22 protein-coding genes are annotated in these 20,785 nt (G+C 59.9%); 7 read left to right on the top strand and 15 right to left on the bottom strand.

Annotated features, from left to right (window positions below; all coding sequences use genetic code 11):
• The 10 genes from AC1D17_RS23240 to AC1D17_RS23195 form a co-directional block, all read right to left on the bottom strand.
• The coding region (locus tag AC1D17_RS23240; RefSeq protein ID WP_477567665.1) for a CpaF family protein at positions 1-880 on the bottom strand (880 nt) is incomplete at its 3' end.
• Positions 881-899: 19 nt separating this feature from the next.
• On the bottom strand, positions 900-1,502 hold the full coding sequence (locus AC1D17_RS23235) for a L,D-transpeptidase (RefSeq protein ID WP_477567664.1): 603 nt from the start codon (positions 1,500-1,502) through the stop codon (positions 900-902).
• Positions 1,499-2,641, bottom strand: coding sequence for a pilus assembly protein (locus AC1D17_RS23230; protein WP_477567663.1), 1,143 nt, complete (start codon positions 2,639-2,641; stop codon positions 1,499-1,501). Before AC1D17_RS23230 ends, AC1D17_RS23235 begins: the two co-directional genes overlap by 4 nt.
• A gap of 27 nt (positions 2,642-2,668) precedes the next feature.
• Positions 2,669-3,304 (bottom strand): TadE/TadG family type IV pilus assembly protein, encoded by a 636-nt coding sequence (locus AC1D17_RS23225; protein WP_477567662.1) that lies wholly within the window; start codon positions 3,302-3,304, stop codon positions 2,669-2,671.
• A complete protein-coding gene (locus AC1D17_RS23220) occupies positions 3,298-3,780 on the bottom strand; it encodes a TadE/TadG family type IV pilus assembly protein (protein WP_477567661.1) in 483 nt (160 codons plus the stop codon). Before AC1D17_RS23220 ends, AC1D17_RS23225 begins: the two co-directional genes overlap by 7 nt.
• Positions 3,777-5,378: a TadE/TadG family type IV pilus assembly protein gene (locus tag AC1D17_RS23215; protein ID WP_477567660.1), complete on the bottom strand. Its 1,602-nt coding sequence runs from the start codon at positions 5,376-5,378 to the stop codon at positions 3,777-3,779. The genes AC1D17_RS23220 and AC1D17_RS23215 overlap by 4 nt, the downstream gene beginning before the upstream one ends.
• A gap of 108 nt (positions 5,379-5,486) precedes the next feature.
• On the bottom strand, positions 5,487-5,801 hold the full coding sequence (locus AC1D17_RS23210) for a pilus assembly protein (protein WP_477567666.1): 315 nt from the start codon (positions 5,799-5,801) through the stop codon (positions 5,487-5,489).
• Positions 5,785-7,275 (bottom strand): type II and III secretion system protein family protein, encoded by a 1,491-nt coding sequence (locus tag AC1D17_RS23205; RefSeq protein WP_477567659.1) that lies wholly within the window; start codon positions 7,273-7,275, stop codon positions 5,785-5,787. The genes AC1D17_RS23210 and AC1D17_RS23205 overlap by 17 nt, the downstream gene beginning before the upstream one ends.
• Before the next feature lie 59 nt (positions 7,276-7,334).
• A complete protein-coding gene (gene cpaB / locus AC1D17_RS23200; protein WP_477567658.1) occupies positions 7,335-8,345 on the bottom strand; it encodes a Flp pilus assembly protein CpaB in 1,011 nt (336 codons plus the stop codon).
• 99 nt (positions 8,346-8,444) lie between these two features.
• Positions 8,445-8,648 carry a Flp family type IVb pilin gene (locus AC1D17_RS23195; protein ID WP_477567657.1) on the bottom strand — a complete coding sequence of 68 codons (204 nt, stop codon included), beginning with the start codon at positions 8,646-8,648 and terminating at the stop codon, positions 8,445-8,447.
• A 321-nt stretch (positions 8,649-8,969) separates the two neighbouring features.
• Here AC1D17_RS23195 and AC1D17_RS23190 point away from each other — a divergent pair, with 321 nt between their 5' ends.
• Together AC1D17_RS23190 and AC1D17_RS23185 are read left to right on the top strand one after the other, a co-directional pair.
• Complete coding sequence (locus AC1D17_RS23190; RefSeq protein WP_477567656.1) at positions 8,970-9,491, top strand: A24 family peptidase; 522 nt, start codon at positions 8,970-8,972, stop codon at positions 9,489-9,491.
• Positions 9,492-9,663: 172 nt separating this feature from the next.
• The gene (locus tag AC1D17_RS23185) at positions 9,664-9,813 is read left to right on the top strand and encodes a hypothetical protein (protein WP_477567655.1); all 150 of its coding nucleotides are present in this window, start codon (positions 9,664-9,666) and stop codon (positions 9,811-9,813) included.
• Between the two features lie 201 nt (positions 9,814-10,014).
• Here the strand turns inward: AC1D17_RS23185 and AC1D17_RS23180 are convergent, their stop codons facing one another.
• The 3 genes from AC1D17_RS23180 to AC1D17_RS23170 all read right to left on the bottom strand — a co-directional run bounded on the left by AC1D17_RS23180 (position 10,015) and on the right by AC1D17_RS23170 (position 12,414).
• Positions 10,015-11,205 carry a serine hydrolase domain-containing protein gene (locus AC1D17_RS23180; RefSeq protein WP_477567654.1) on the bottom strand — a complete coding sequence of 397 codons (1,191 nt, stop codon included), beginning with the start codon at positions 11,203-11,205 and terminating at the stop codon, positions 10,015-10,017.
• Position 11,206: 1 nt separating this feature from the next.
• Positions 11,207-11,584 (bottom strand): hypothetical protein, encoded by a 378-nt coding sequence (locus AC1D17_RS23175; RefSeq protein WP_477567653.1) that lies wholly within the window; start codon positions 11,582-11,584, stop codon positions 11,207-11,209.
• Between the two features lie 398 nt (positions 11,585-11,982).
• Entirely contained in the window at positions 11,983-12,414 is a 432-nt protein-coding gene (locus AC1D17_RS23170; protein WP_477567652.1) for a RidA family protein, read from the bottom strand.
• 84 nt (positions 12,415-12,498) lie between these two features.
• On the opposite strand from AC1D17_RS23170, the gene AC1D17_RS23165 reads away from it, so the two are divergent.
• The 3 genes from AC1D17_RS23165 to AC1D17_RS23155 all read left to right on the top strand — a co-directional run bounded on the left by AC1D17_RS23165 (position 12,499) and on the right by AC1D17_RS23155 (position 14,614).
• Entirely contained in the window at positions 12,499-13,218 is a 720-nt protein-coding gene (locus AC1D17_RS23165; RefSeq protein WP_477567651.1) for a helix-turn-helix transcriptional regulator, read from the top strand.
• A 228-nt stretch (positions 13,219-13,446) separates the two neighbouring features.
• On the top strand, positions 13,447-14,220 hold the full coding sequence (locus AC1D17_RS23160; RefSeq protein WP_477567650.1) for a TIGR01458 family HAD-type hydrolase: 774 nt from the start codon (positions 13,447-13,449) through the stop codon (positions 14,218-14,220).
• Positions 14,221-14,293: 73 nt separating this feature from the next.
• Positions 14,294-14,614 (top strand): hypothetical protein, encoded by a 321-nt coding sequence (locus AC1D17_RS23155; RefSeq protein ID WP_477567667.1) that lies wholly within the window; start codon positions 14,294-14,296, stop codon positions 14,612-14,614.
• On the opposite strand, the gene AC1D17_RS23150 is transcribed toward AC1D17_RS23155, so the two are convergent.
• Together AC1D17_RS23150 and AC1D17_RS23145 are read right to left on the bottom strand one after the other, a co-directional pair.
• On the bottom strand, positions 14,572-15,906 hold the full coding sequence (locus AC1D17_RS23150; RefSeq protein ID WP_477567649.1) for a GAF domain-containing protein: 1,335 nt from the start codon (positions 15,904-15,906) through the stop codon (positions 14,572-14,574). The two genes, AC1D17_RS23155 and AC1D17_RS23150, sit on opposite strands and share 43 nt — an antisense overlap.
• Positions 15,903-16,373, bottom strand: coding sequence for a hypothetical protein (locus AC1D17_RS23145; RefSeq protein WP_477567648.1), 471 nt, complete (start codon positions 16,371-16,373; stop codon positions 15,903-15,905). Before AC1D17_RS23145 ends, AC1D17_RS23150 begins: the two co-directional genes overlap by 4 nt.
• 135 nt (positions 16,374-16,508) lie before the next feature.
• On the opposite strand from AC1D17_RS23145, the gene AC1D17_RS23140 reads away from it, so the two are divergent.
• Positions 16,509-18,062 (top strand): flavin-containing monooxygenase, encoded by a 1,554-nt coding sequence (locus AC1D17_RS23140; protein ID WP_477567647.1) that lies wholly within the window; start codon positions 16,509-16,511, stop codon positions 18,060-18,062.
• A gap of 297 nt (positions 18,063-18,359) precedes the next feature.
• Positions 18,360-20,785: calcium-binding protein (locus AC1D17_RS23135; RefSeq protein ID WP_477567646.1), on the top strand; the 2,426-nt coding region annotated here is incomplete at its 3' end.

The raw sequence follows: 20,785 nt of genomic DNA, 5'->3' as shown, positions 1-20,785 counted from the left end.
GCTGCTGCAGTTGGAGTTCGGCAGCGTCCTCGATCGTGATCAGACGCTCCTTCGGGGATATCTGCGATGACAGAGCATTGAGCAGCGTCGTTTTACCCGAGCCGGTGCCGCCCGAGATGATCATCGACACCTTGCCTTTGACCGCGGCGCTGAGCAGGATGCGCATCGCGTTGGCCATTGCGCCGTACTCGACCAGGCGCTCCAGCGTCAGGGGCGAGCGCGTGAATTTGCGGATCGAAACGAGTGGCCCATCGACCGAGATCGGCCGGATGGCGACATTGACGCGCGACCCGTCCTTGAGGCGGGCATCGACCAGTGGGGTCGATTCATCGACGCGGCGCCCGACGGCGGAGACGATCTTGTTGATTACACGCAGCAGATGGTCCTCGTCCTTGAAGCGGACGGCGGTGCTCTCGAGCTTGCCGCCCCGCTCCACATAGACGTTGTTGTGACCATTGATCAGAATATCGGCGATCGTATCATCGGTCAGTAGCGGCTCGATCGGCCCAAGCCCGAGCATCTCGTCGGTGATGTCATGGATCAGATCATTGATTTCCTTGGCGTTGAGCGGGAAATTGTTCTGCCGGATATAATCCTTGACCAACGGCCGGATCTCAGTGGCAATCTCTTCGTTGTCGAGCGTGTCGAGAATGCCGAGATTGATGCGGTCCAGGAGGTAGCGATGCAGGTTGACCCGCTCGGCCACCATATCCCGGCCGAGCGATGTTTCCTCGCCGGCCGTCATAGACACCCCGGCGGCCTGAAGTTGCGGCAGGGGCGATTTCTCCGCCGCAGTGGTGGGGAGAGCGGCAAGCTGCGCGTCCTCTCCCTCTTCCGTCTGCGGCCGCTTGTAAAAACGTCCGATGAACCCGTTCGTCATCAGCTTCCCCCCTGTTCGGCTATTTCACAATCACTGTGGCTCCGACTTTCACCCGGCTATAGAGATCGATGACGTCGGCATTGCTCATGCGGAAGCATCCCGAGGACGCGAATCCGCCGACCGTCGATTGATCGTTCGTTCCATGAATGCGATAGAGCGTGTCGGCATTGCCCCGGTAGAGATAGATGCCGCGTGCGCCCAGCGGATTGAACGGTCCAGCCGGCACAAGCTCGGGAAGGTCCGGTGCACGCGCCCTCATTTCGGCGGGCGGCCGCCAGTCGGGCCATTCGGCCTTGTGACCGACCTTGACGACGCCGCTCCAGCGGAAGCCGTCACGGCCGACACCGATCCTGTAGCGGATGGCGCGATTGCCAGAGACGACAAGATCGAGCGTCCGATCCTTGCTGACGATGACGATCGTGCCGGCCGCATAGTTTTGCGCGGTGGTTACCATGGCGCCCGTCGCCGGCCCCAGGCTTCGCGGCACCAGCCCGCTCGCCGAAACCTCGGTCGATCCGATGGCAAGCCCGAAAGACAACGCGGCCAGAATGCCCCGCAGCACGCGGCCCGCGCTCTTGCCGTGCTGCGCCTCTTGCCCGTTGCTGCCCTGGCGTGACGTCATCTGACCAGCGCTCCCAGCTTGCCGATGGCGCCGCAGAAGCGTGAACGCGCGTTGACCTCGACCGGCAATACGCCGCGGTTCACCGCCTCGCTCAGCGTGTCCCAATCATAGGCAATGATATGAGCGTGGGTATCTTTGAAAACCTTGTCCGCTTGCTGCCGGCGCACACCAAGGCTGAACAGCTTGGTGCGGTATTTGTTGATGACGACAAAAATCTGGTCCGAATTGCCGCGCAACCGCACCAGGTTGACGAACAACTCCTTGGCCTGATGAAGGGCGGGGATCGTCATTTCGGTGACGATGCAGATACTGTTGACCGATGCCAGCACGTCATCCTTCCATGGGGTGTGGTAATAGGGGACGTCGAGAACCGTGTGATCGCTTTCAAAGGCCGCGACATCCAGCATCCGCAAGACCAGTTCCGCACCCTTGGGCGCCAAAAGAACCGATGGTTGCCTGAACGACAGAAGCGAAAAACCGCCCGAATGGCGCTTGCGCACGAGATCGATGAATTCGAGATCGACACGCGACGGATTGGCGACGACCGGCTTCAGGTCGTAATCATTGACGAGGTTGAGATAATAGCCGAGCGAGCCGGAGGAGAAATCCAGATCGAACAGGTCAACGCGCGGCGCCGAATTCTTCGTCGGCTGAGCCAGCACGTGTGCGAGCGAGGAAGCAATCACACTGGCGCCCGCGCCACCAACGGCCGAAACGACGGCGTGGACCCGGCTGTCGCTGGCCCCCGCCGTCGGCGCATGCGTCGAGATCATGTCGATCAGCGCGCGACGTTCGAGCGGCTTCTTCAGCCAGTCGTTGCCATTCAGGCGGAACAGCAGCCGCAACATATCATCGGCCAGATCCTCGGAGATGACCACGAGCGGAATATTGCGATGGCGGTTGCGGAAAGCAAGCAGTTCCGGCCGGCTCAGCATCTCTCCGTCGTCGACATCCAGCACGATCAGGTTGAACTGCGCAGGATCGAAACGCCCTGCTTCAACGAGCGCCGTCAGCGCCATATGGCGCACGTCATAGCGCGAAAGGGACCCGAACGTGTCGAGCATCAGGCTCGCAGCTGCCGCGTCATCGGAAAGAATGAGAATCTTGGTCGATGCTGCAAAATTCATATGAGCTGTCATCTCGCTTTACCACTCAATATCAAAGGTTTAGCAGGTGGAGCATGTTTTCAGATCTTCCGTGGTGATCGTCACCGGATGGGCGGGAATGACGATGTCATCGAGCCCAAGCAAAACGCCCACAACGGGAAGATCAAATGTAATATTTTGGACTTCCAGCCGCATGGTCAGCACCGGCCCGTCCGGCCGTCCCCAATAGCCGAGCCCCGAGCGCTGATAGGTGACCATCAGATTTGCCGGCTTGATGCGCCAGTTGATATCGCAAATGCCCGGTCGCGGATCGCCAGCCACACCGCAGGCACCGTCACTTCCCTCAACAATCCGGCTCAATGCGGTTTCGACACAGGCGTTGCCGCTGTCGCCGCCACAACTCAGCGATATCGTCGAATCGTTCGGCGTCGCATCCCCGTTGTTCAACGGATCGTCGGCATCGGTTGGAAAGGCATCCTTGAAGTCGTCGCTATCCACCAGTGGATCGGATACGGCGGCAAGACGCGCACCGTATTGCAGAGCCTTCACCGTCTGGTTCCACTGCGACATGGCGTAGCCGAACTCGACGAAGGCGCCAAACATCAGGAGCACAAGCGGGATTGTAATCAGCCCTTCTGTCAAGGACACACCGCTGTCATCCCGCCAGAAGGAAAAAGGCGCTCGACGGTCTACCATCCCATATACCTCTCTTCATGCGAGGAATTGATGGTGATCGCATCGAGGCCAAGCCAGCCGAACAGGGGGGACGTCTCGTAGATATGCGCGGTCTGAACGGTGAGCGTGCCGTTTGCATTGACCGGAGTGACCGTGATATCGGCAAGATTGGGTCCCCAGCCTGCTACACGTAGTGCGGCGCCCGCTGCCGGGCTCTGGGTTCCATAAAACGCGATCAGTTTCGCCGTCACCGTTGAGCAGTTGGCGGTGTAGGTCGGCGTGGTCGGCCTGCAGCGCGACAGATAGCGCCCGGCGTCCCTCAGACCCGCGTCGATCTGCATCCGCTCCCAGAAAATGTTGCCGAACTCAAGGATGCCCACGGCAAACAAGGTCACGAAGGGCACCGCAAGCAGCGCTTCGGCAAGCACGGCACCCTCTTGGCTCGACCGGAAGCCGGAACAGAACCGGCGGAGGATGAAGTTTCTGAGCGCCATCATCGGACCAGTTCCGCTTCTTCGCGCAGGAATTCGTCCAGCGTGCCGCGGCCGCCCTGGCCGGTGATGTCGATCACTTCGAGCGACAGATAGCGCTCGCTGCCGACCTTGACCGCCGGCTTGGTCATGAACATGCGCGCGAAGGCAACCGCCTTCGTTTGTTTTTGGCCGTTCAGATGGCCGACCGATGCCTCGTAACCGCAATTGACGATCGCGGCGAAAATCTCGCGGCGATCGCCGTACTCGTCCGCGGTGTAGTTCGAAAGGTCAGGTCCCGAATAGCACTGGCCGCCGCCGGTCGTCGGCGTGCCGATCTCGCCATTCGGCGAGGCATGGCTGAGGCGTGCCGCGTTGTTGAGTTCGTAGCGATAGACGTCGTAGGCGGAGGGCCGGCTCGGCGTTCCCGTAGCCGTCGGCGGATAGCTGGAATGGTTGCTGAGGATCGTGCTGACCGACGGCGCCGCACTACCCTGTGCAACGCTCCAGTAGCTTCCGTAGTTCCAATTGTTGCCGGTGCTGATCTTGCCGCCGCCGAGGGTGGTCATGGTTGCGCCGTAACCCAATGGCACCGCCTTTGTGATATCTCCGACAGTGCTGCCGGCCGTCACGGGGTCGTAGCCTTTGCAGGCATTCTGTCCCGTTGCCTTTTGTGCCGAGCGCACGTTCTGGGCCGGGCGATGGCTGCCATCACTGCGCGCGCTCTTGAACGATCCCTCATAGATGCCGAAGCGCGTATTCACGCCGGCTTCGACAGGTCCGGCCATGGCACCCGTCTTGGTATCCAGGCTGTCCTGCGTATAGCAGGCCCCAGGATTGCCGGTGGCCAGAGCCTCCGCCATCACGCCTGCGCCATTGCCCAGAGGTGTCCTCAGGAACCCGAAATTGCCGGGGCCGGGATTGGACGAAGATGTGCTGTGCATTTCGATCTGCCGCCCGTAGAGATTGCCGGCGGCGAAGTTGGTGTGGAGATCCGCCGCTGCCTGCTCGTTGCTGGCCTCGCTCGCATTGCCCGCCGGCTCATAGGGATTGCAGATGAAGATCGGCGTGATATCGCAGGCGCTGGCGTGATAGACGGCAACGGCGCCAGCGGAAACATTGATCGTATCCCGGGTGAAGCCGACGGGCAGCGGGAAAATCGTTTGCATGGCTTGCGGCTTGGCAACGACCCAGGCGTAGGATGCCTCATTTGGGTCCGTCGTCACCATCGACCCGGGTATGGCATCGTCATCGTCATCCGGAATAGCCTTGAGAAACGTGACGGTGACCGTGCTCGCGGCCTCGTTCTCAGTGTCATAGGACACTGTGAGGCTGGAGCCGAGCGACATGCCCTCCCCGCCGCCGCCAAACGCAGCGGTGTTGGCAAGCTTCTCGATCGCCGCCTCGGCCCGGGTGATCGCGTCGTCGCGCCCATCGAGTTCGCGAGCGCCGGTGAGCGMCATTGCATCGACGGCGTTCTGAAGGTCGGTATGGAGATTGCCGCTGCGCCCAACATCGATGACAAGCAGCGAGAAACCGAGTAGCAGCGGCATGGATATCAGCGTCAAAGCGATGACGTAGCCACGATGGTCGTTCCAGAAGCGCTTGATAGCCCTGTTCAACATTGGCATGCCCTCCCTCCCGGCGCCCCTTCGCCGTGACGTGTTGTTTCTAGTGCATTCCTTTCCGCCGCTTCCTAAATTCCGCCCATCATTCCCGTCGCTGGCTGCGCGTTACTGCGCGTAGCCCGTCGTTCCGCCCGCTCCGTTTGTTGTCACCACCGGCATGACCATCGTTGGCGGCGTCGCACCGGTCTGCCCGCCCTGGTGGTTGCGGATGACCTTGTAGATCACCTTGCCGTCACTGGTGATGCGCGTGTACTGCGCCACCTGCGGGAAAGGATCCTGGATATGAATGCCCTTGTTGGCCTCCACTGCATTTCCAGCCCCGAACGTGATCGTGTCCCGGTGGTTCAGATAGTCGGCACAGCCCGAGGCAAAGCTCGCGGCGGCAAGGACGAGGAGGACGCGCTTATTTCTTTGCAACAGCAAGGGTGCCTCCGACATCGAGATCCAGACGGTGGCCATAAGGGCCCTTCACGCCTTCGCCATTGCGAAAGCGGCGCAGCATATCCTTGTCGACCTCCAAAACGCCGAGCGCGAAAAGCTCGACATCATTCGACGAACGCGTCTGGTCGAGCGGACTGTAGAGATCCTCGCCGGGTGCCGCCGGCCGCACGATATGCGGCGTGACGACGATGACGAGATCGGATTCTTTTTTCGCAAAGCTCGTCGAGCGGAACAGCGCACCGAGGATGGGCAGCTGGCCCAATCCCGGCAGTTGCTGGATGTCCTTGGAATTGATCGACTGCAGCAAACCGGCCATGGCAAAGCTCTGGCCGTCGCGCAGCGCGACCGTGGTCTTGGCCGCGCGCGAAATGAAGCCCGGATTGCCGTTGACGTTGATCGACGTATCGATCTCGGAGACTTCCGGTTCGATCTTGAGGTTGATCAGCCCGTCGTCGAGCACCACCGGCGTGAAGGTCAGCCGCACGCCGAACGGCCGGTAATCGGTCTGCGTTGCAACCGTCGCTCCGTTGTTCGTCGTCGTCAGGATCGGCACTTCACCGCCGGCATGGAAGCTTGCGGTTTCGCCGCTCATGGCGATCAGGTTCGGCTGCGCCAGCCGGCGCACCAACCCCTTCTGTTCGAGCGCATTGATGACGACGTCGATGTTGCCGCCGGAAATTTCCAGCACCTTGGCGATCAACTGACCGAACGGCTGCATGCCCGTCGCGGCGCCTTTGGCGTCTAGCAGGGTGCGAGCGAGTTTGCCGTCATCATCGACCGCAATACCCTGGCTTGTCGTTGCCTTGCCGATGCCATTCTTGCCCTGGCCGGACCAGCCGATGCCAAGATCGCGTCCAGTCTGGCGGGAGGCTTCGATCACCCGGACCTCCAGCATGACCTGTTGCGAATCGCTGACGCGAAGCTGGTTGAGCACCGGTTGATCGGAGTAGGATTGGGCGATCTCCATCACGCGCTGCAGTTCGACTGCATCGCGCACTATGCCCGTCAGCCGGATGCGGTCGTTCGAATTGATGACCCGGACCTGCGCCGAGGGTGCGGCGGAGCGAATGGCCATGGCGACTTCGGTGAAATCGCTGGCAACGCGGATATCGATGACGCCGAGCAGCGACTTGTCATCGCCATAGACCGAGATGTTGGTGGCGCCGTTCTTCTTGGCGCGGACGAAAAGCGACTTGTCGGAAAGAGGTACCACATCGATCAGCTCGGCGCTGCCAATCACCAGGTCGCCAAAGGGTTTGCCGGTTCTGATCGTCAGCGTTTCGTTCGGAGGGATCGTCACCTGCTGCACGGATCCCGCCAGGCTGATGAATTTCTCCTGGGCGTCCGCCCGGGCGGTGATGCCGGGGCCTAAACAGCTATAGGTTAAAAAAACCGCGGTCATTGCCGCAAGCGTCCCCGCCCTTGCCGCCCCTTGGATGCTTCCCCTCAACATTCGGCTTAAGCCCCCTCCTCGTTCGGCCGCCGCGCCCCGCGGGCATGCCGCATTTCATCTCACTGGATCAGGCCGACTCTGTGCTCCTCACGCTTCGTCGTGTTCCAGACACCCACCGTCGCCCACTTCGGCTCTATCGGCAAGACCGGCTCGACCTGGCGTTCGACGATCTGCACTTGTTTTTCCCGCAAGGGCGTCTTCATCTGGTTTTCCACCGAGTTCATCCTGCTGCCGAGGTCGTCCCCTACCTTTCGCACCAGGCGCTCGATGACATCGAACCGTCCGTCATCCTTTTTGGCGAGATCGTTGCTGAGTTCGGTCGCCATCGGACCTCCGCCAAGATCCGCCACGGTAATCGGCCGGGTCTGCTCAGCGGTAGCGGAAGAGATATTGCGCAAGGCAAGCGACAGCGTGCCGATATTGGCGCCGAGCGTCAGGCGCTGCGCCTCCTCGGTCGTGACCTCGAAGGTCACCGTCTTGACGACAACCGGCTCATCCTTGCGCTCATCGGCGCTCTGGTCCACCGCCAGCACTTTTACACCCTGGAGAAGCACATCCACAAAGGTCTGTTCGGTGTTTTTCTCCTGGTTTCGAACAACACGCGTCAGGAGCACGTCGACACGATCCGAGGGGCGCACGAAGCCTGCAACGCCAAGAACATCGTTGACGCGGATGGATACGGCTTTCATGCCTTGATCGAGCGCCRCCGACAATGTCGCCCGCTCGCCGGCGCCGGTGATCTTCGAAGCGAGCAATGGCTCGCCGGGGTCGATCGCCTCCATGGCATAGCGCGGTTCGCTATCATCGCCGACGACCGCCACGATCGCCTGAAACGAACCCTCAGGTCTTTCCTCGGAAGGCCACGGAATGGCTTTGAGATTTTCAGCCCGCACCGGGTCGCCAAAGCGCATCGCCTTGGCGGCGACGACGAGCATTTTCTCCTGCGTCTTCGTACCGCCATTGGCCGCAAGCCTCGCCTGCTGGTCGGCGAGATAGCTGCGCGTCGCAAAAACAGCGGCGCCGGCAAATAGTATGGAAACAACAAGACTGATGATCGTTGAGAAACGCATCGCCGGTACTCGCTACACTGGACGGAAATACGTCCGTTTCTTAAATCTAAATTAGAGGAGAGGGGTTAACAAACCCCTCTCTATTATCGTGTATGACTATCAAACTGGCGCCGGTGGTGGGTTGAGATTGTCGGTCCACCAGGTGGCCCATTGGTCCCATGCGCCACTGAGGTTCGTGCCGGCGACCGTCACTGCAGTGATCACGCCACCGACCAGCAGAGCCAGCAAAATCAGGTATTCAGTCAGCGCCACGCCGTCTTCTTCCCGCGCGAAAGCGCGAACTTTATACAAAAGTGCCTTCATCGAGAATTACCTCCAAAATATTCGGCGCGCCCGCAATGTCCTCCGGCCCCGCCATGTCATCAAGACCACCTCTCCGACTGCTATGATTAATAATCCCTTAATTATTATATCGTCAACTGCTAACCTATGGACATTTCCGGTATCTATTCTTATGGTTAAAATCGGAGCGGGAATGCAGGGGCACTTGTGTGAGCCATATTCTGTACAAACAGGATGACATGCAGTATTTTTGACCTTCGTCTACCAATAAGACTTGGCCTTAATTACGAATACGGTAGTTTTTGCTGGAAACCCGCCATTTGAAATAATGCCAGAGGAAACATGACGCAAGCAATCAACATTGTTACTGGCGTTGCAGTATTGCTTTTCCTCTATGCCGCCTGGAGCGATTTTCGCAGCTGGAAAATACCGAACGGCGCCATTCTTGCTCTGCTCGCCCTTTATTGCCTGAGCGCCGTGACGGGATTGCTGGCGACCGGGGATGTCGGCTCAGCCCTCTTCTCATCCAAAGGGATCGGTGGCGATGTAGGAGCTGGCCTCCTGCTCTTTGCCCTTGGCATCGGCCTCTGGGCCTTCGGCCTCTTTGGCGCCGGCGATGCCAAGCTCTTCCTGCCGATCGGCCTTTTCATCGGCTGGCACGGCATGCTGCCCTTCGCCGTCTTTCTGCTGATTGGCGGTGTCCTCGCCCTTTTGGCTCTCCGATTGCCGATGCCGCTGCAACTGGCGCACATCTCCGTTTTCATGCGCATCGAGGAAATCCGCGCGACACGCAAGGTTCCCTACGGCGTCATCATGGTCATCGCAGCACTCTCGGCGCTCGCCCTCAGCTACAGCAAGCCTTGACGCTTGGCCCGCCGCCGTGGCCTCAACCGGTTCGGCAACGACATTTGGTCAGAGCGAAGGCAACACGCCCGGCCACCAGCCGGCTTCCCTGAGATAGGCCGGAAAACTCTAGCCTCCGGCGGTCCAACGTTTGGGAGCGGTTTGCAATAGGCTGGGCTCTAGTCGCCGCTGGATGAAAGTTCAGTGGCAGGTCAATATCGCCAGCACCATGGCTGCCATGGGCGTGCTGAGCTACATGGAGCGTCGTTTCATCGCTGAGGCGCATGCGGATTTCGCAGAGAAGCTGGCGGTCGGTGAACTGGAGACGGAGGCCAAACAATAAAAGGCTCCTCGACGGTTATGCCGAGGAGCTTTTGAGCCAATATCCCGAGTGGGAGACTTTGCAGGTTTTGTTGGTAGCGGGGGCCTGATCACGCGGAGCAGTCATGCTTGTTCGGATATGGCGCGAGCATGTCGAGGCCGGCGAAAGTTCGGTTCAGGCGAAGAGGCCCTCCGCGTGATCTTGATGTGGTGGAGAAGCAATCTACGTTGCCAATGCACTACGAATTCCGTGTACAGCAGCAAGGGTCGCGCGCGAGCGGTCGGCGCTCAGGAACTCCGGCCAACTGGAGAGCACCACCGCTGCAAAATCGGCGCTCGGGTCGATATAGATTAGCTGGCCAAATACGCCGCGTGCCATGTAGGCCTGGCGCGTGGTGTCTTCGATCCAGAACTGATTGTGATATGCGCCTCGCCGCAGGGTCTCGTTGTCATCACCAAGCGGCCAGGACTTGCCGCTAGAGATCTCCTCGATCCAGGCGGACGGCACCACACGGCGACCGTCGATCTCCCCTTGTCCGAGATGCAGCAGTGCGAAACGGCCGTAATCGCGCAAGGTCGCATTGAAGMCGCCATCGCCCAAGGCATAACCGGCGGGATCGACAGTGAAATAGGCGTCCTCTTCCGCGCCCATCGGTGCCCACAATTCGCGGCTGACGAGTTCGGCGAGCGCAATTCCGCTTGCCCGCTCTAGGACGAAGGCCAACACGTCGGTTTCGATCGAGCGATAGCGGAAGGAAACCCCATGTGGACATTCAGCCTGCTTCAGCGTCAGAATCAGGTCCCACACCGTTCTCGGCCACGCCGGTTGCCGCCCCTGCTTCCAGCCGCAAGCAACATCCAACTGTGCCATATGCGAATCGGGCGCTGTATAGGTTTCGTCGAAAAGCACGCCGCTCGTCATGTCCAGCACATGTTGAACCGTCGCGCCACGATAGGCTGTCGTTGCGAGTTCGGGCAGATAGTGTGTAACCGGCGCGGCGGGATCGACCAGTCCGCGGTGGATAAGAATACCCGCCACAGTGCCGACGACCGATTTCGCGACCGATTGCGACAAATGCGGTGTCCGACTAGTCATTCCATTGAGGTAACGCTCGGCGACGACCCTTCCGCGATGCAGGACGAGCAAACCATCAGTGTAGTTCGCCTGCAGAAAGTCAGCAATTGTGCTGCTACGGCCGTCAAGTTCATATGTGATTGCGTCTATGTCTCGCTGCTCTACCATCAATGGACTCGCCGGGCCACGGCCGCGCCATACCTGTGCCGTGGGAACGATTTCGCGCACGTTCTGGAACGACCAGCGGTTCCAAGGAGAGCGATCCCACTCTTCCCGGGGAATGAGGGGTGCGTCCGGCGACATCGGGTTACGGAATAGAATCTCAAAATCATGATTCATCTCAGATCGCTTTCACTATGCTTTTAATGACCTCAGTCCTTGCGTCGCAGATAGGTTCCGCCGACGAACTCGCCGAAAGCACGCTCAACTCACTCATCCTTGCCCGCAGGCCTTCAGAGCCGAGGGCTCGTACGAAGCGCGTCACGGTCATTTCGCTTGCGCCGACAGCGTGCCCGATGCTGCTGCCGGTTTCAAAGGGAAGCAGTTGCATATCGCCGAGCAAAGTGTCCGCATTGATCTCTCGCCGCATACCGACGGCGATCGCGGACAATTCGGTGGCACTGTCGGCGGCCCAGATGACTTTTTGCGCGGCAAGAAACCCAGGGTAGTCAAACTGCGGCCCAGCTTCCTCGACGTGATGGCCAAGAGCCGTCAACATCAAGCCGGTCGCCTTCACCGCAGCGGCGACAATCTTCTGATGCCTTTGAACACAAGCTATGTTGGCGGTCCAACATGAGTCAACATTAAAGATGGATAAGCATCATAAGTATGAATTCCGTCTTGATCTCACAAAGACACCGACAGCGACCTGTGTTCGCTCCCCCAACCGATGTGGAAGGCCTATGGGCCAGCGGGAAGACCTTGGCCGTCGGCTCGGCGCCGGGCCAGTTCTCGGTGGAAATCAACACGAAGCGTAAGCGGTCTGCGTCAAAGGCACGTCGCAAAACTCAAAAAAAATCGGTCCCGGCATGCGGTCACACCCCGGTGCGTCGACGACGCAGCCCGGGGTGTCGCGCTAAGTGCGCGCACCGACATGTCGGTGCTTCGGTCGGGCGCTCAATCCAAGAGAACCACAGCCTCAACCTCGAAAAGCATGGGGTCGATGGCGAGCTTTGGCACCGGAACTAGCGTCTGCGCAGGCAGCTTGGCACCGAACATCCGCGTCACGTTCTCGGTCAGCACACCCAACTTCGACATATCGTGGTCGACCACGAAAACTGTCAGTTTCACGACCTGGTCCAGGCGAGCGCCAAGCGCGTCGATCACGGCGGCGAGGTTTGCGTATGCCTGTTCCACCTGTGTTGCGAAATCCGGCGAGAGAGCGCCGGTTTGGTCCTGTCCGCCTTGTCCGGAGATAAAAGCCAGCCGACCAAAAGCAGGGGTGATGACCGTTGTGCTGTAGCCATTCGGCGTCGGGTCGTGCAGATGGGAAGGGTTGACGATGACCGGCATTGCACGGGCGACGGGTGTTTGGTTTTGGGATGTCATGTTCAGTCTCCTTTTTGAGCTACCATGACCCGCCTAGAGTAAATTGGTGCCATAATTTGGCACCAATTGTGCTAGGGTCCGTAAATGAACATCCGCCTCCGACACGACGCTATCGTGCGCATCCTCCGGCGCAACGGAACCTCGACGGTCAACGACTTGGCAGGGGAAGTCGGTGCTTCAAGGCGAACGGTGCTGCGCGACATCGTAGCGCTGCGTGACCAAGGTTTCGTCATCCATTCCGAATCCGGCCGGGGCGGCGGGCTTCAGCTCGATCCGGAATCGGTGCAGACCACTGCTCGGCTTTCCGTGACGGAGGTGTTTGCGCTCCTCATCAGCGTTGCGGCAATGCGCGCGGCCCAGTCCCTTCCCTTCTCCGATCTCGCCGATGCGGGGCTTGCCAAGATCGAGAGGGCACTGTCGGCAGACAAGGTGCGAGACCTGCGCCGGCTTCTCGACTGCCTCTATGTCGGACGGTTGTCGCCCAAGCATGATATTTCGGACTTGGGTTCGATCGATCCCGCGCTGCTGCCCGCCTTCGAGACAGCATTTCTCCAGCGGCTGCATCTGCGGTTCGGCTACCGTGACGCCAAAGGAGTAGAAACCATCCKCGAGGTCGAACCACAGGCCATGCTGATCCTGCCGCCGCTTTGGTATCTCGTGGCCTGGGATGCCGCCCGCGAGGACTTCCGCCACTTCCGCATGGACAGGATCAGCACGCCGGAGATCGTGGAAGGCACGCAGTTTCGCCGAAGGTACGTACCCTTCGAAGACGACGTTTGCCCTTTCAGCGAGATGCCACGCTGAGTACCAAAGATGAGCCAGGCCGGGGCGCATTCCCAATGCTTATCTCGATGCGACAGATTCGCGGCTGTCACGGCTTTCCCGCAACCGGCGACAAGTAATGAACCTGATTTCATGCGCCCATTGATGCATTGCAGTGATGGGTGAGGAGCGTGGTTTGAGGTTATTCAGTCGTGATGTCTTCGATCCACAGTCGTTGACCAACCCTTCGCGCTCATGCAGTATTCTCTCATGATCAAAGGCGTCCTGCTGGATATCTCCGGCGTACTTTGTGATGGCAACGCGGTGATGCCTGGGGCCGTCGAATCGGTGTCGCACTTGCGCGCTGCCGAAATCCCTATCAGGTTCCTGACAAACACAACGCGGCAATCCAAACGTCAGCTTATTCAACAACTCCAGTCCTTCGGCATCAGCGCGGCTCCGCACGAGGTGTTCACACCGGTTGCGGCCGCGCGTGCCTGGCTGGATAAGAACGGTTACACGCCGCATTTGCTGGTCCATCCCGACCTTGAGGAAGACTTTGCCGATTGCCGCACTGAAGGACCGGTTGCGATCGTCCTCGGCGATGCGGCTCAGCGTTTTACCTATGAGAATATGAACGCGGCGTTCCGCGAACTGCAGAATGGTGCACCATTTCTAGCACTTGCCCGCAACCGGGTGTTCCGCGATCTTGACGGGCGTCTCAGCCTGGACGCGGGGCCCTTCGTCGAGGTGCTCGAATGTGCCAGTGGCACGAAGGCGAGGCTTTTCGGCAAGCCGTCGCCGGAATTCTTCCGCGCGGCTGTGGCGAGCACCGGTTGCGCGCCGGCCGATGTTGCCATGGTGGGCGACGATGCGGAGAGCGACGTCGCCGGCGCACTTTCTGCGGGTGTCGGAAAGGGCATTCTCGTTCGGACCGGGAAATATCGCAACGGTGACGAGAACAGTGTCGCGCCCGAACCATCTGTGGTCGTCGACGATATCTGGGCAGCTGGCTGCTTCATTCTGAAGATGCATAAGCGCTGACACTTCAGCCAAAATATCCTGCTACCCGCAAGCCAAGACAACTGTGCCACCTGTCCCGCATGACCCAACCGCATTGCTCGATGCATTGAACAACGGCATTCTCGGCCAGGCCTGGGTCAACGGCTGGTGCGAGGACAAGGATGCCGCCTGGAGTGAAATCGTTGCTGGGCTCGATCGGGCGTTGGCGCTGGATGACAATGATGCCGACGTGGCCGGACTCGAAATTGCGGATAATGTCGCTGGTCGCGTCGCTCTGGATCTGCAGTTGAATGCCGGGATGTTTCCGGGCGATCTTCGACATCACCCGCTTGAGAGCGGCGAGCTTCTCACCAGCAAGGCCTCGGCGTCGGCTTACTCTGTTTCCTTGCTCAGCCTCAGTCGACCTTCCATTTGAAGTCCAATGCGGCCGCGGCCGAGATGCTGTAGGCGCATTGGCAATTGCTTCTCATCCAGCCGGCGGCGGAGCAGGAGTAGCCTCGTTTCCAGATTATCCTTGAAATCAGGCAGGCGTAGCGTCGCATCAAGACGGATCTCACGGTTCGTGAATTCGACACGGCCAGTTGCCAGATGTTGTTCCAGCATGGATATCAACAGTCGGCCGGCGACGCCTTTGATGACGTAATCGCCGTCGATGAAGACGCTATCGTCGAAGCGATGGTGGACAACTTGTACCGCTGTTTCGGATGGCGGCGTGGGCAGAACGACGGCGCGAGCGGTTTCGGTTTCCAGCGAGAGCTTTTCGCTGAGCGCCAGGCAGACCGCCGCCTGCCGCGCAATGATCGAAAGCGTTGCCTCGTCCTCGCTGGTGAAGGCGAGCCGCTGATGGCTTTCCAAGAAGAGTACGCCGCGCACCACGCCGCTGACGGTGAGCGGAGCCGCGATCTGGCTCATGGCGTCCGGCATGCCTGGCAGCAGGATCGATCGTGTGCGGTTCTCGTCAAGCGACGAGCGCTGCACGGCCCCTCCAAAACGGCGGACGCGGCTCATGTCGCTTACCTTGACGATCCTGCCACTAGCGGCGGCAGCACCAATCACTCCCTCTCCAAAAGGTACGTCGGACCCGATGCCTGAAGGCTCATAGCCGAGGCTGCCGATGGTGATCAGCTGGTTGCGCTCCTCGTAAAATTGAAGAAAAAGCCCGTGGTCAAAGCCGAGGCATGTCCGGATGCCCCGGAGCGTCGCGTCGATAATGCCATCTGCATCGGCCTCCGCCGCGATCATATCAACGATCCTACTTGCTGCCGATAGACGCTTGCTGTTGGGAACTATCGTCCGACCGCTCTTGACGACAGCTTGTACCCTGCCGATATTAAGCACCCGAAAGACATCGAGATTGCGCAGCCGCATGATGTGCGACATGCCGATCTGCGCGCTGCTGGCCGTAAGCTGCAGCGCGGTGTGATCGAAGAGCGGGCCTTCGTTCAGCGAGTGGGTGAAGATCAGTTCCAGCCGGTACTGCTCGCCGGTGCGTCCGTCCACCAGGAGAAGCGTTGCCTGGGGATTGAGTCGAATATTGGCGGCCGTCTTGGCGAAGAACTGGTTCGATAGGGCCACATGTTCATCGTCCACCATTGCAACGTGAGACAGATACGAGATGTTCGGAGCGCCATCGGCATCCGCTGTTGAGATGATCGAAGGGATCACGCCTTCGAAACAGGTTTCAAGGTCGGAGAGCGCAAGGGTCATCGATCGGCGCTCCAGATTCTTGTTCCCGCTTTCGCTCCCGGCGTCTGTATGAAGATGGTCGAGACCTCGATACTCACAACAACCGGGTCACGGTTCGACAGCCAGGGAGCGATGATCTCCGCCGAAAGGCCGAGGCGCATCAGTGTTGAAACGATCTCGACGAGATAGCGCGAGGAGCGTTCGATTTCCTGCTGTTCCGCTCTCCGAAGTACTGCATTACCCTTGATCTGGTAGGAGACATAATCGTTTGGCCGAGCAAAGGTCACGGCGACGCTCCTGTTCGCCTTCAAGTTCGAGAAGGTCCCAGGCCACTGCCACACCGAGAAGACCAATTCGACTCTTTGACGATCCGCAGAAGCCCATGCGCCGGCGCCGCGGCCAATTTCCGGCTTGCGAGCCGGGTCAGCGCTGCCGATGATCTGCATCACCGGGCTCTCAATAAAATTGGCTACGTCAACGTCGATCATCCCGCCCCCTTCAAAGCCTTCTCATACAGCAATTATGAAGGTTTTAGGATGCTCCATCTGCCGCTTAGGAACCTTTTAGGAACGGCAATTCGGCAAAGCGACTAGGAAGCTCCTTGACCAACAAGGAGCACAGCAATGCAAGACGAGACGTCAGTGAAAATGCCCGATCAAGCCGTTGCCGTCATCGGCGGTGGTCCCGCGGGGCTGGTGGTCAGCCGCTGGCTCATTGCCCAAGGGCTGGAGCCAGTGATCTTTGAAGCCGCCTCCCGGCTCGGCGGCCAGTGGAACTCGGCCTCCGCGTCCAGCGCTACATGGCCCGGTATGCGCACCAATACCAGCCGCATCATGACATCCTTTTCGGATATGGATCATAGGTCGGAAACGCCGAACTATGTCCAGCAGAGAGAAATGCTGGAATATCTCGAACGTTATGCCTCTGCTTTCGGTCTTGTACCGAAACTGCGCCTTGGGACGCGGGTGGAGTTATTGGAAAGGACTGGGAGCGGGCAATGGCTGATCCGTTCCGCCTCCGACGAGGTGGTGCGCAGTGAAATATTCAATAGGGCGATCGTTGCCACCGGTCGTCRGAATGTTTCTGCCGTGCCACATATCCAAGGTCTAGAGAGTTTCAGCGGTACGTTCGGCGTAGCCCATACTGCTCAATACAATGGGCCGGATAAATATCGCGGCCGGAAGGTTCTCGTCGCCGGCTGCTCGATCAGTGCGCTGGAAATCGCCTCCGATCTGGCGCTCGGTGGAGCGGACGAAGTTGTTTCGACGAACCGTCGCCAGCGTTATATCCTGCCGAAAATGATGGCCGGGATGYCGGCCGATCACGTGATGTTCAACCGTGCCGCGGCCCTTCTCGGCGAGGTGCTTCCCCCGGAGGCTCTGGCGGTAAGCATAAAGGCGAAGGTGCTAAGGGCCGCCGGCAGTCCAGAACAGTTCGGCGCGCCGCCTCCGCCGGATAACATTTTCGCCGCCGGCATTTCCCAATCGCAGCACTTCCTGCCAGCCGTGGCGGAAGGCCGGATCTCCATCCGCCCGTGGATAGAACGTATCGACGGCCGCACTGTATGGTTTGCTGATGGCAGCACGTTCAATGCGGATGCTGTTCTCTTCGGCACCGGCTATCAGCTATCACTACCTTGGCTCAACAAGGATATCACCGAGACGATCGGGTTCAGCGAGAACAAGGTCGATCTCCATGACCATACCTTCCACCCCGACCTGCCGGGGCTGGCTTTCCTCGGGCTCTACGATCTCATCGGGCCTTATTTCCCGGTCCTCGAATTGCAGGCCCGGTGGATTGCCTATTGCTTCGGCGGCAGGCTGCCTCTTCCTTCCCGGCAGACGATGCTCGCGGGTGTGCAGAAAAGCCGCGCCATGCGTTCAGGTCCTCCGAGCCTGCCGATGCACGTCGCAGCCCTGACCTTTGCGCGCAATGCCGGCGTCGAACCGGATCTCGCCGCGCGGCCCGAGTTGGAGCGGGCACTATTGTTCGGTCCCCTCTCGCCGATCTCATTCCGGCTCAGGGGCATCGATGCCCATCCGACGGCACCTTCGAAGGTGCTCACCGCGGCAGCGACGTTCGGCGTCATCCGGAGTGATGAATTCACGGCCGAGGAAGAGGCCATGCGGCAATCCCTCCGATCAGGCAGCGTCCAGAGCACAGCAAGAACGGCTTGAGGGCATTTGTGGATCAGAGCCGAAGGTTGGCCCCTCATCGGTGAAGCGCAACATGTTGATTTTCACGCCACAGTTAGCGCAACCCGCTGGCTGCCGGCGTTTGAAACGGGCAGTTCCCGCAGAAACAGGATCGAATCCTTCCCTGTGAGCAGATGCACCTGCGGCGGGATTGTGTCTCGCCGCGGAATGGTAGGGGCATGATCTCCAAAGTTCCTTGCAGTGTGTTTTGAGCGCATCCGCAATCGCGGCTGACGAACTGGCCGCTGCTATCCGAAACGCAAATTATGGGTGACCAAAATGGCTACAAAATACGGTACCGAAGCGTCGGAAACGCTGACGGGCGAAAATGCCTACGACTACATTTACGGGCTTGGCGGCAACGACAAAATCCTCGGCCTGTTCGGCGCCGACAATCTCATGGGCGGTGAAGGCAACGACACTGTAAGCGGCGGCTTCCAGGGCGATACCATCTCCGGCGATCTCGGCGATGATACTCTGTGGGGCGGCCAGGGCGACGATACCATCCTGGGCGGCAGTGGCGCGGACAGAATGTCCGGCGATCTCGGCGATGACCGTTTCAGCGACTATTACATCAGCGACTGGAGCGGTGATACGGTCAACGGCGGGCTTGGCACCGACACGGTCGATATCAACCTGCAATACAACGCGGCCGGTGTGACCTTTACGGCGCAGGACCCCACGAAGTCCGYCAATATGTTCGGCTTCACCGTCAGCGGTATCGAGCAATACGCGATTGCTGCAACCAATTTTGCCGACACGCTCACTGGCGGCCGCTGGCAGGATAAATTCAGCGGGCAAGGTGGTGACGACCGGCTTTCGGGCAATGGCGGCGACGACTATCTCGATGGCGGCGCCGGCAAAGACATCCTCTCGGGCGGCCAGGGCGACGACTATATATCGGGTGGTGACGGCAACGACCGGATCAGTGGCAGCTATGGCGACGACTATCTACGGGGCGGACTTCAGAACGACACCGTAACGGGCGGCAACGGCGACGACGCGATGTACGGCGAAAGTGGCGACGATACGCTCGATGCCGGCAGCGGGCTCGATTATCTCGACGGTGGCGATGGCAACGACACGCTCAGCGGCGGCGGTGGCGCGGATTACATCATAACCGGCGGCGGCACCGACACGGTGAATGCCGGCTCGGGCGACGACCGCGTGCTCATCAGTTTGTTCAACGGCAAGGACACCCTAGACGGAAGCACTGGCAATGACCGTGTCGAGATACGCGACATCGAGACCAACTTTACCGCAACGGCTTCCAATCTGGTCAACACCCTTGCGGACGGCTCGACGATCGTCAATTTCGAGAATTACGACCTCTATGGCGAAAACGCCAACAACAGTTTCGTGACGCTTGGCGGCGCGGACCATATTGTCACCTATGCTGGGGCCGACACGGTCAAGGCCGGTGCGGGCGATGACTACATCGACGGCGGCCTCGGCAACGACAAGCTCTACGGTGAGGCGGGCAACGACACGATCTTCGCCGGGGGCGACAAGGATTCCGTCTATGGCGGCTCGGGCACCGATACGGTCTATATCGACGTCGCCGGCTACCAGACAACCGGCTACTCCTTCGACGTCGTAAATGGCAAGGGCACACTGTCCAACGGCTCCTTCGCGCAGGACACCGAGATCTTCAACGTCTTCACGGCCTATGGCAACGACATCCTGAAGGCCGGCAATGCCCTGCGGGTATGGTTCAAGTCCGACAAGGGCAATGACCAGCTCTATGGCAGCGCCGGCGCCGACGTGCTCGACAGCGGGCTCGGTAACGACAAGATCGTTGCCGGCAAGGGCGACGATGTCCTCTTCGATCTCGGCGGCAACAATACGTTCACGGCCGGCGACGGAAACGACGAAGTTGATATCTCCATCTTCGAGGCACACACGGGCGGCGACACCACGACGCTCGACCTCGGCGCAGGCGACGATGTTGTGGAGTTCAATGCCGGCATCGGCACGATCCATGGCAAGCTCGTTGCGGAAGGCGGCAGCGGAACCGACCTTGCCGAAATTGACCGGAGCGAAACGACGAAGGCGCTGTCATTCACGCTGAGCGCGAACGCCACGCTGGTCAACGGCGACGTGGTGCTCAAGAACTTCGAACGTGTCGACATCACCGGTGGTTCGGCCACCGACAAGTTCACCGGCGGTAACCTGTCCGATACGCTCGACGGCAACGACGGCAACGATACGCTCTCGGGCCTGGCAGGAAACGATTGGCTCTACGGCGGGAACGGTCGCGACAGCATCAAGGGCGGAGATGGGGCAGATACCATCTGGGCCGCAAGTTCGAGCGGCGATACGGATGCCGATACCCTCGACGGCGGGACGGGTAACGACCATCTTCACATCAACGGCGGCGACACCGCGATCGGCGGCACTGGTACCGACCGCGTCTACGTGGACGTGTCGGATCTGACAACCGGCGTCCAGTTCACCTTCGGCACCGGGACAATCAAGGTCAACGCCAACACCTCGTTTTCTGGCATGGAATCGCTCGAATTCGACGGCACGGCAGGCAGCGACAGCGTCACCGCCGGTACTGGGGACGACGTGCTGCGCGGCAATGCCGGCAACGACTATCTCAATGGCGGTGCCGGCAAGGATATCCTTTATGACGACGCCGGCAACGATACCCTCGTCGGCGGCGCCGGAGACGACTGGTTCACTCGCAACGAGTTCACGGG

Source organism: Pararhizobium sp. P1_E7, assembly GCF_056405855.1.
The sequence above is the reverse complement of the archived record's forward strand: the minus strand, read 5'-3'. Positions and strand labels throughout refer to the sequence as shown.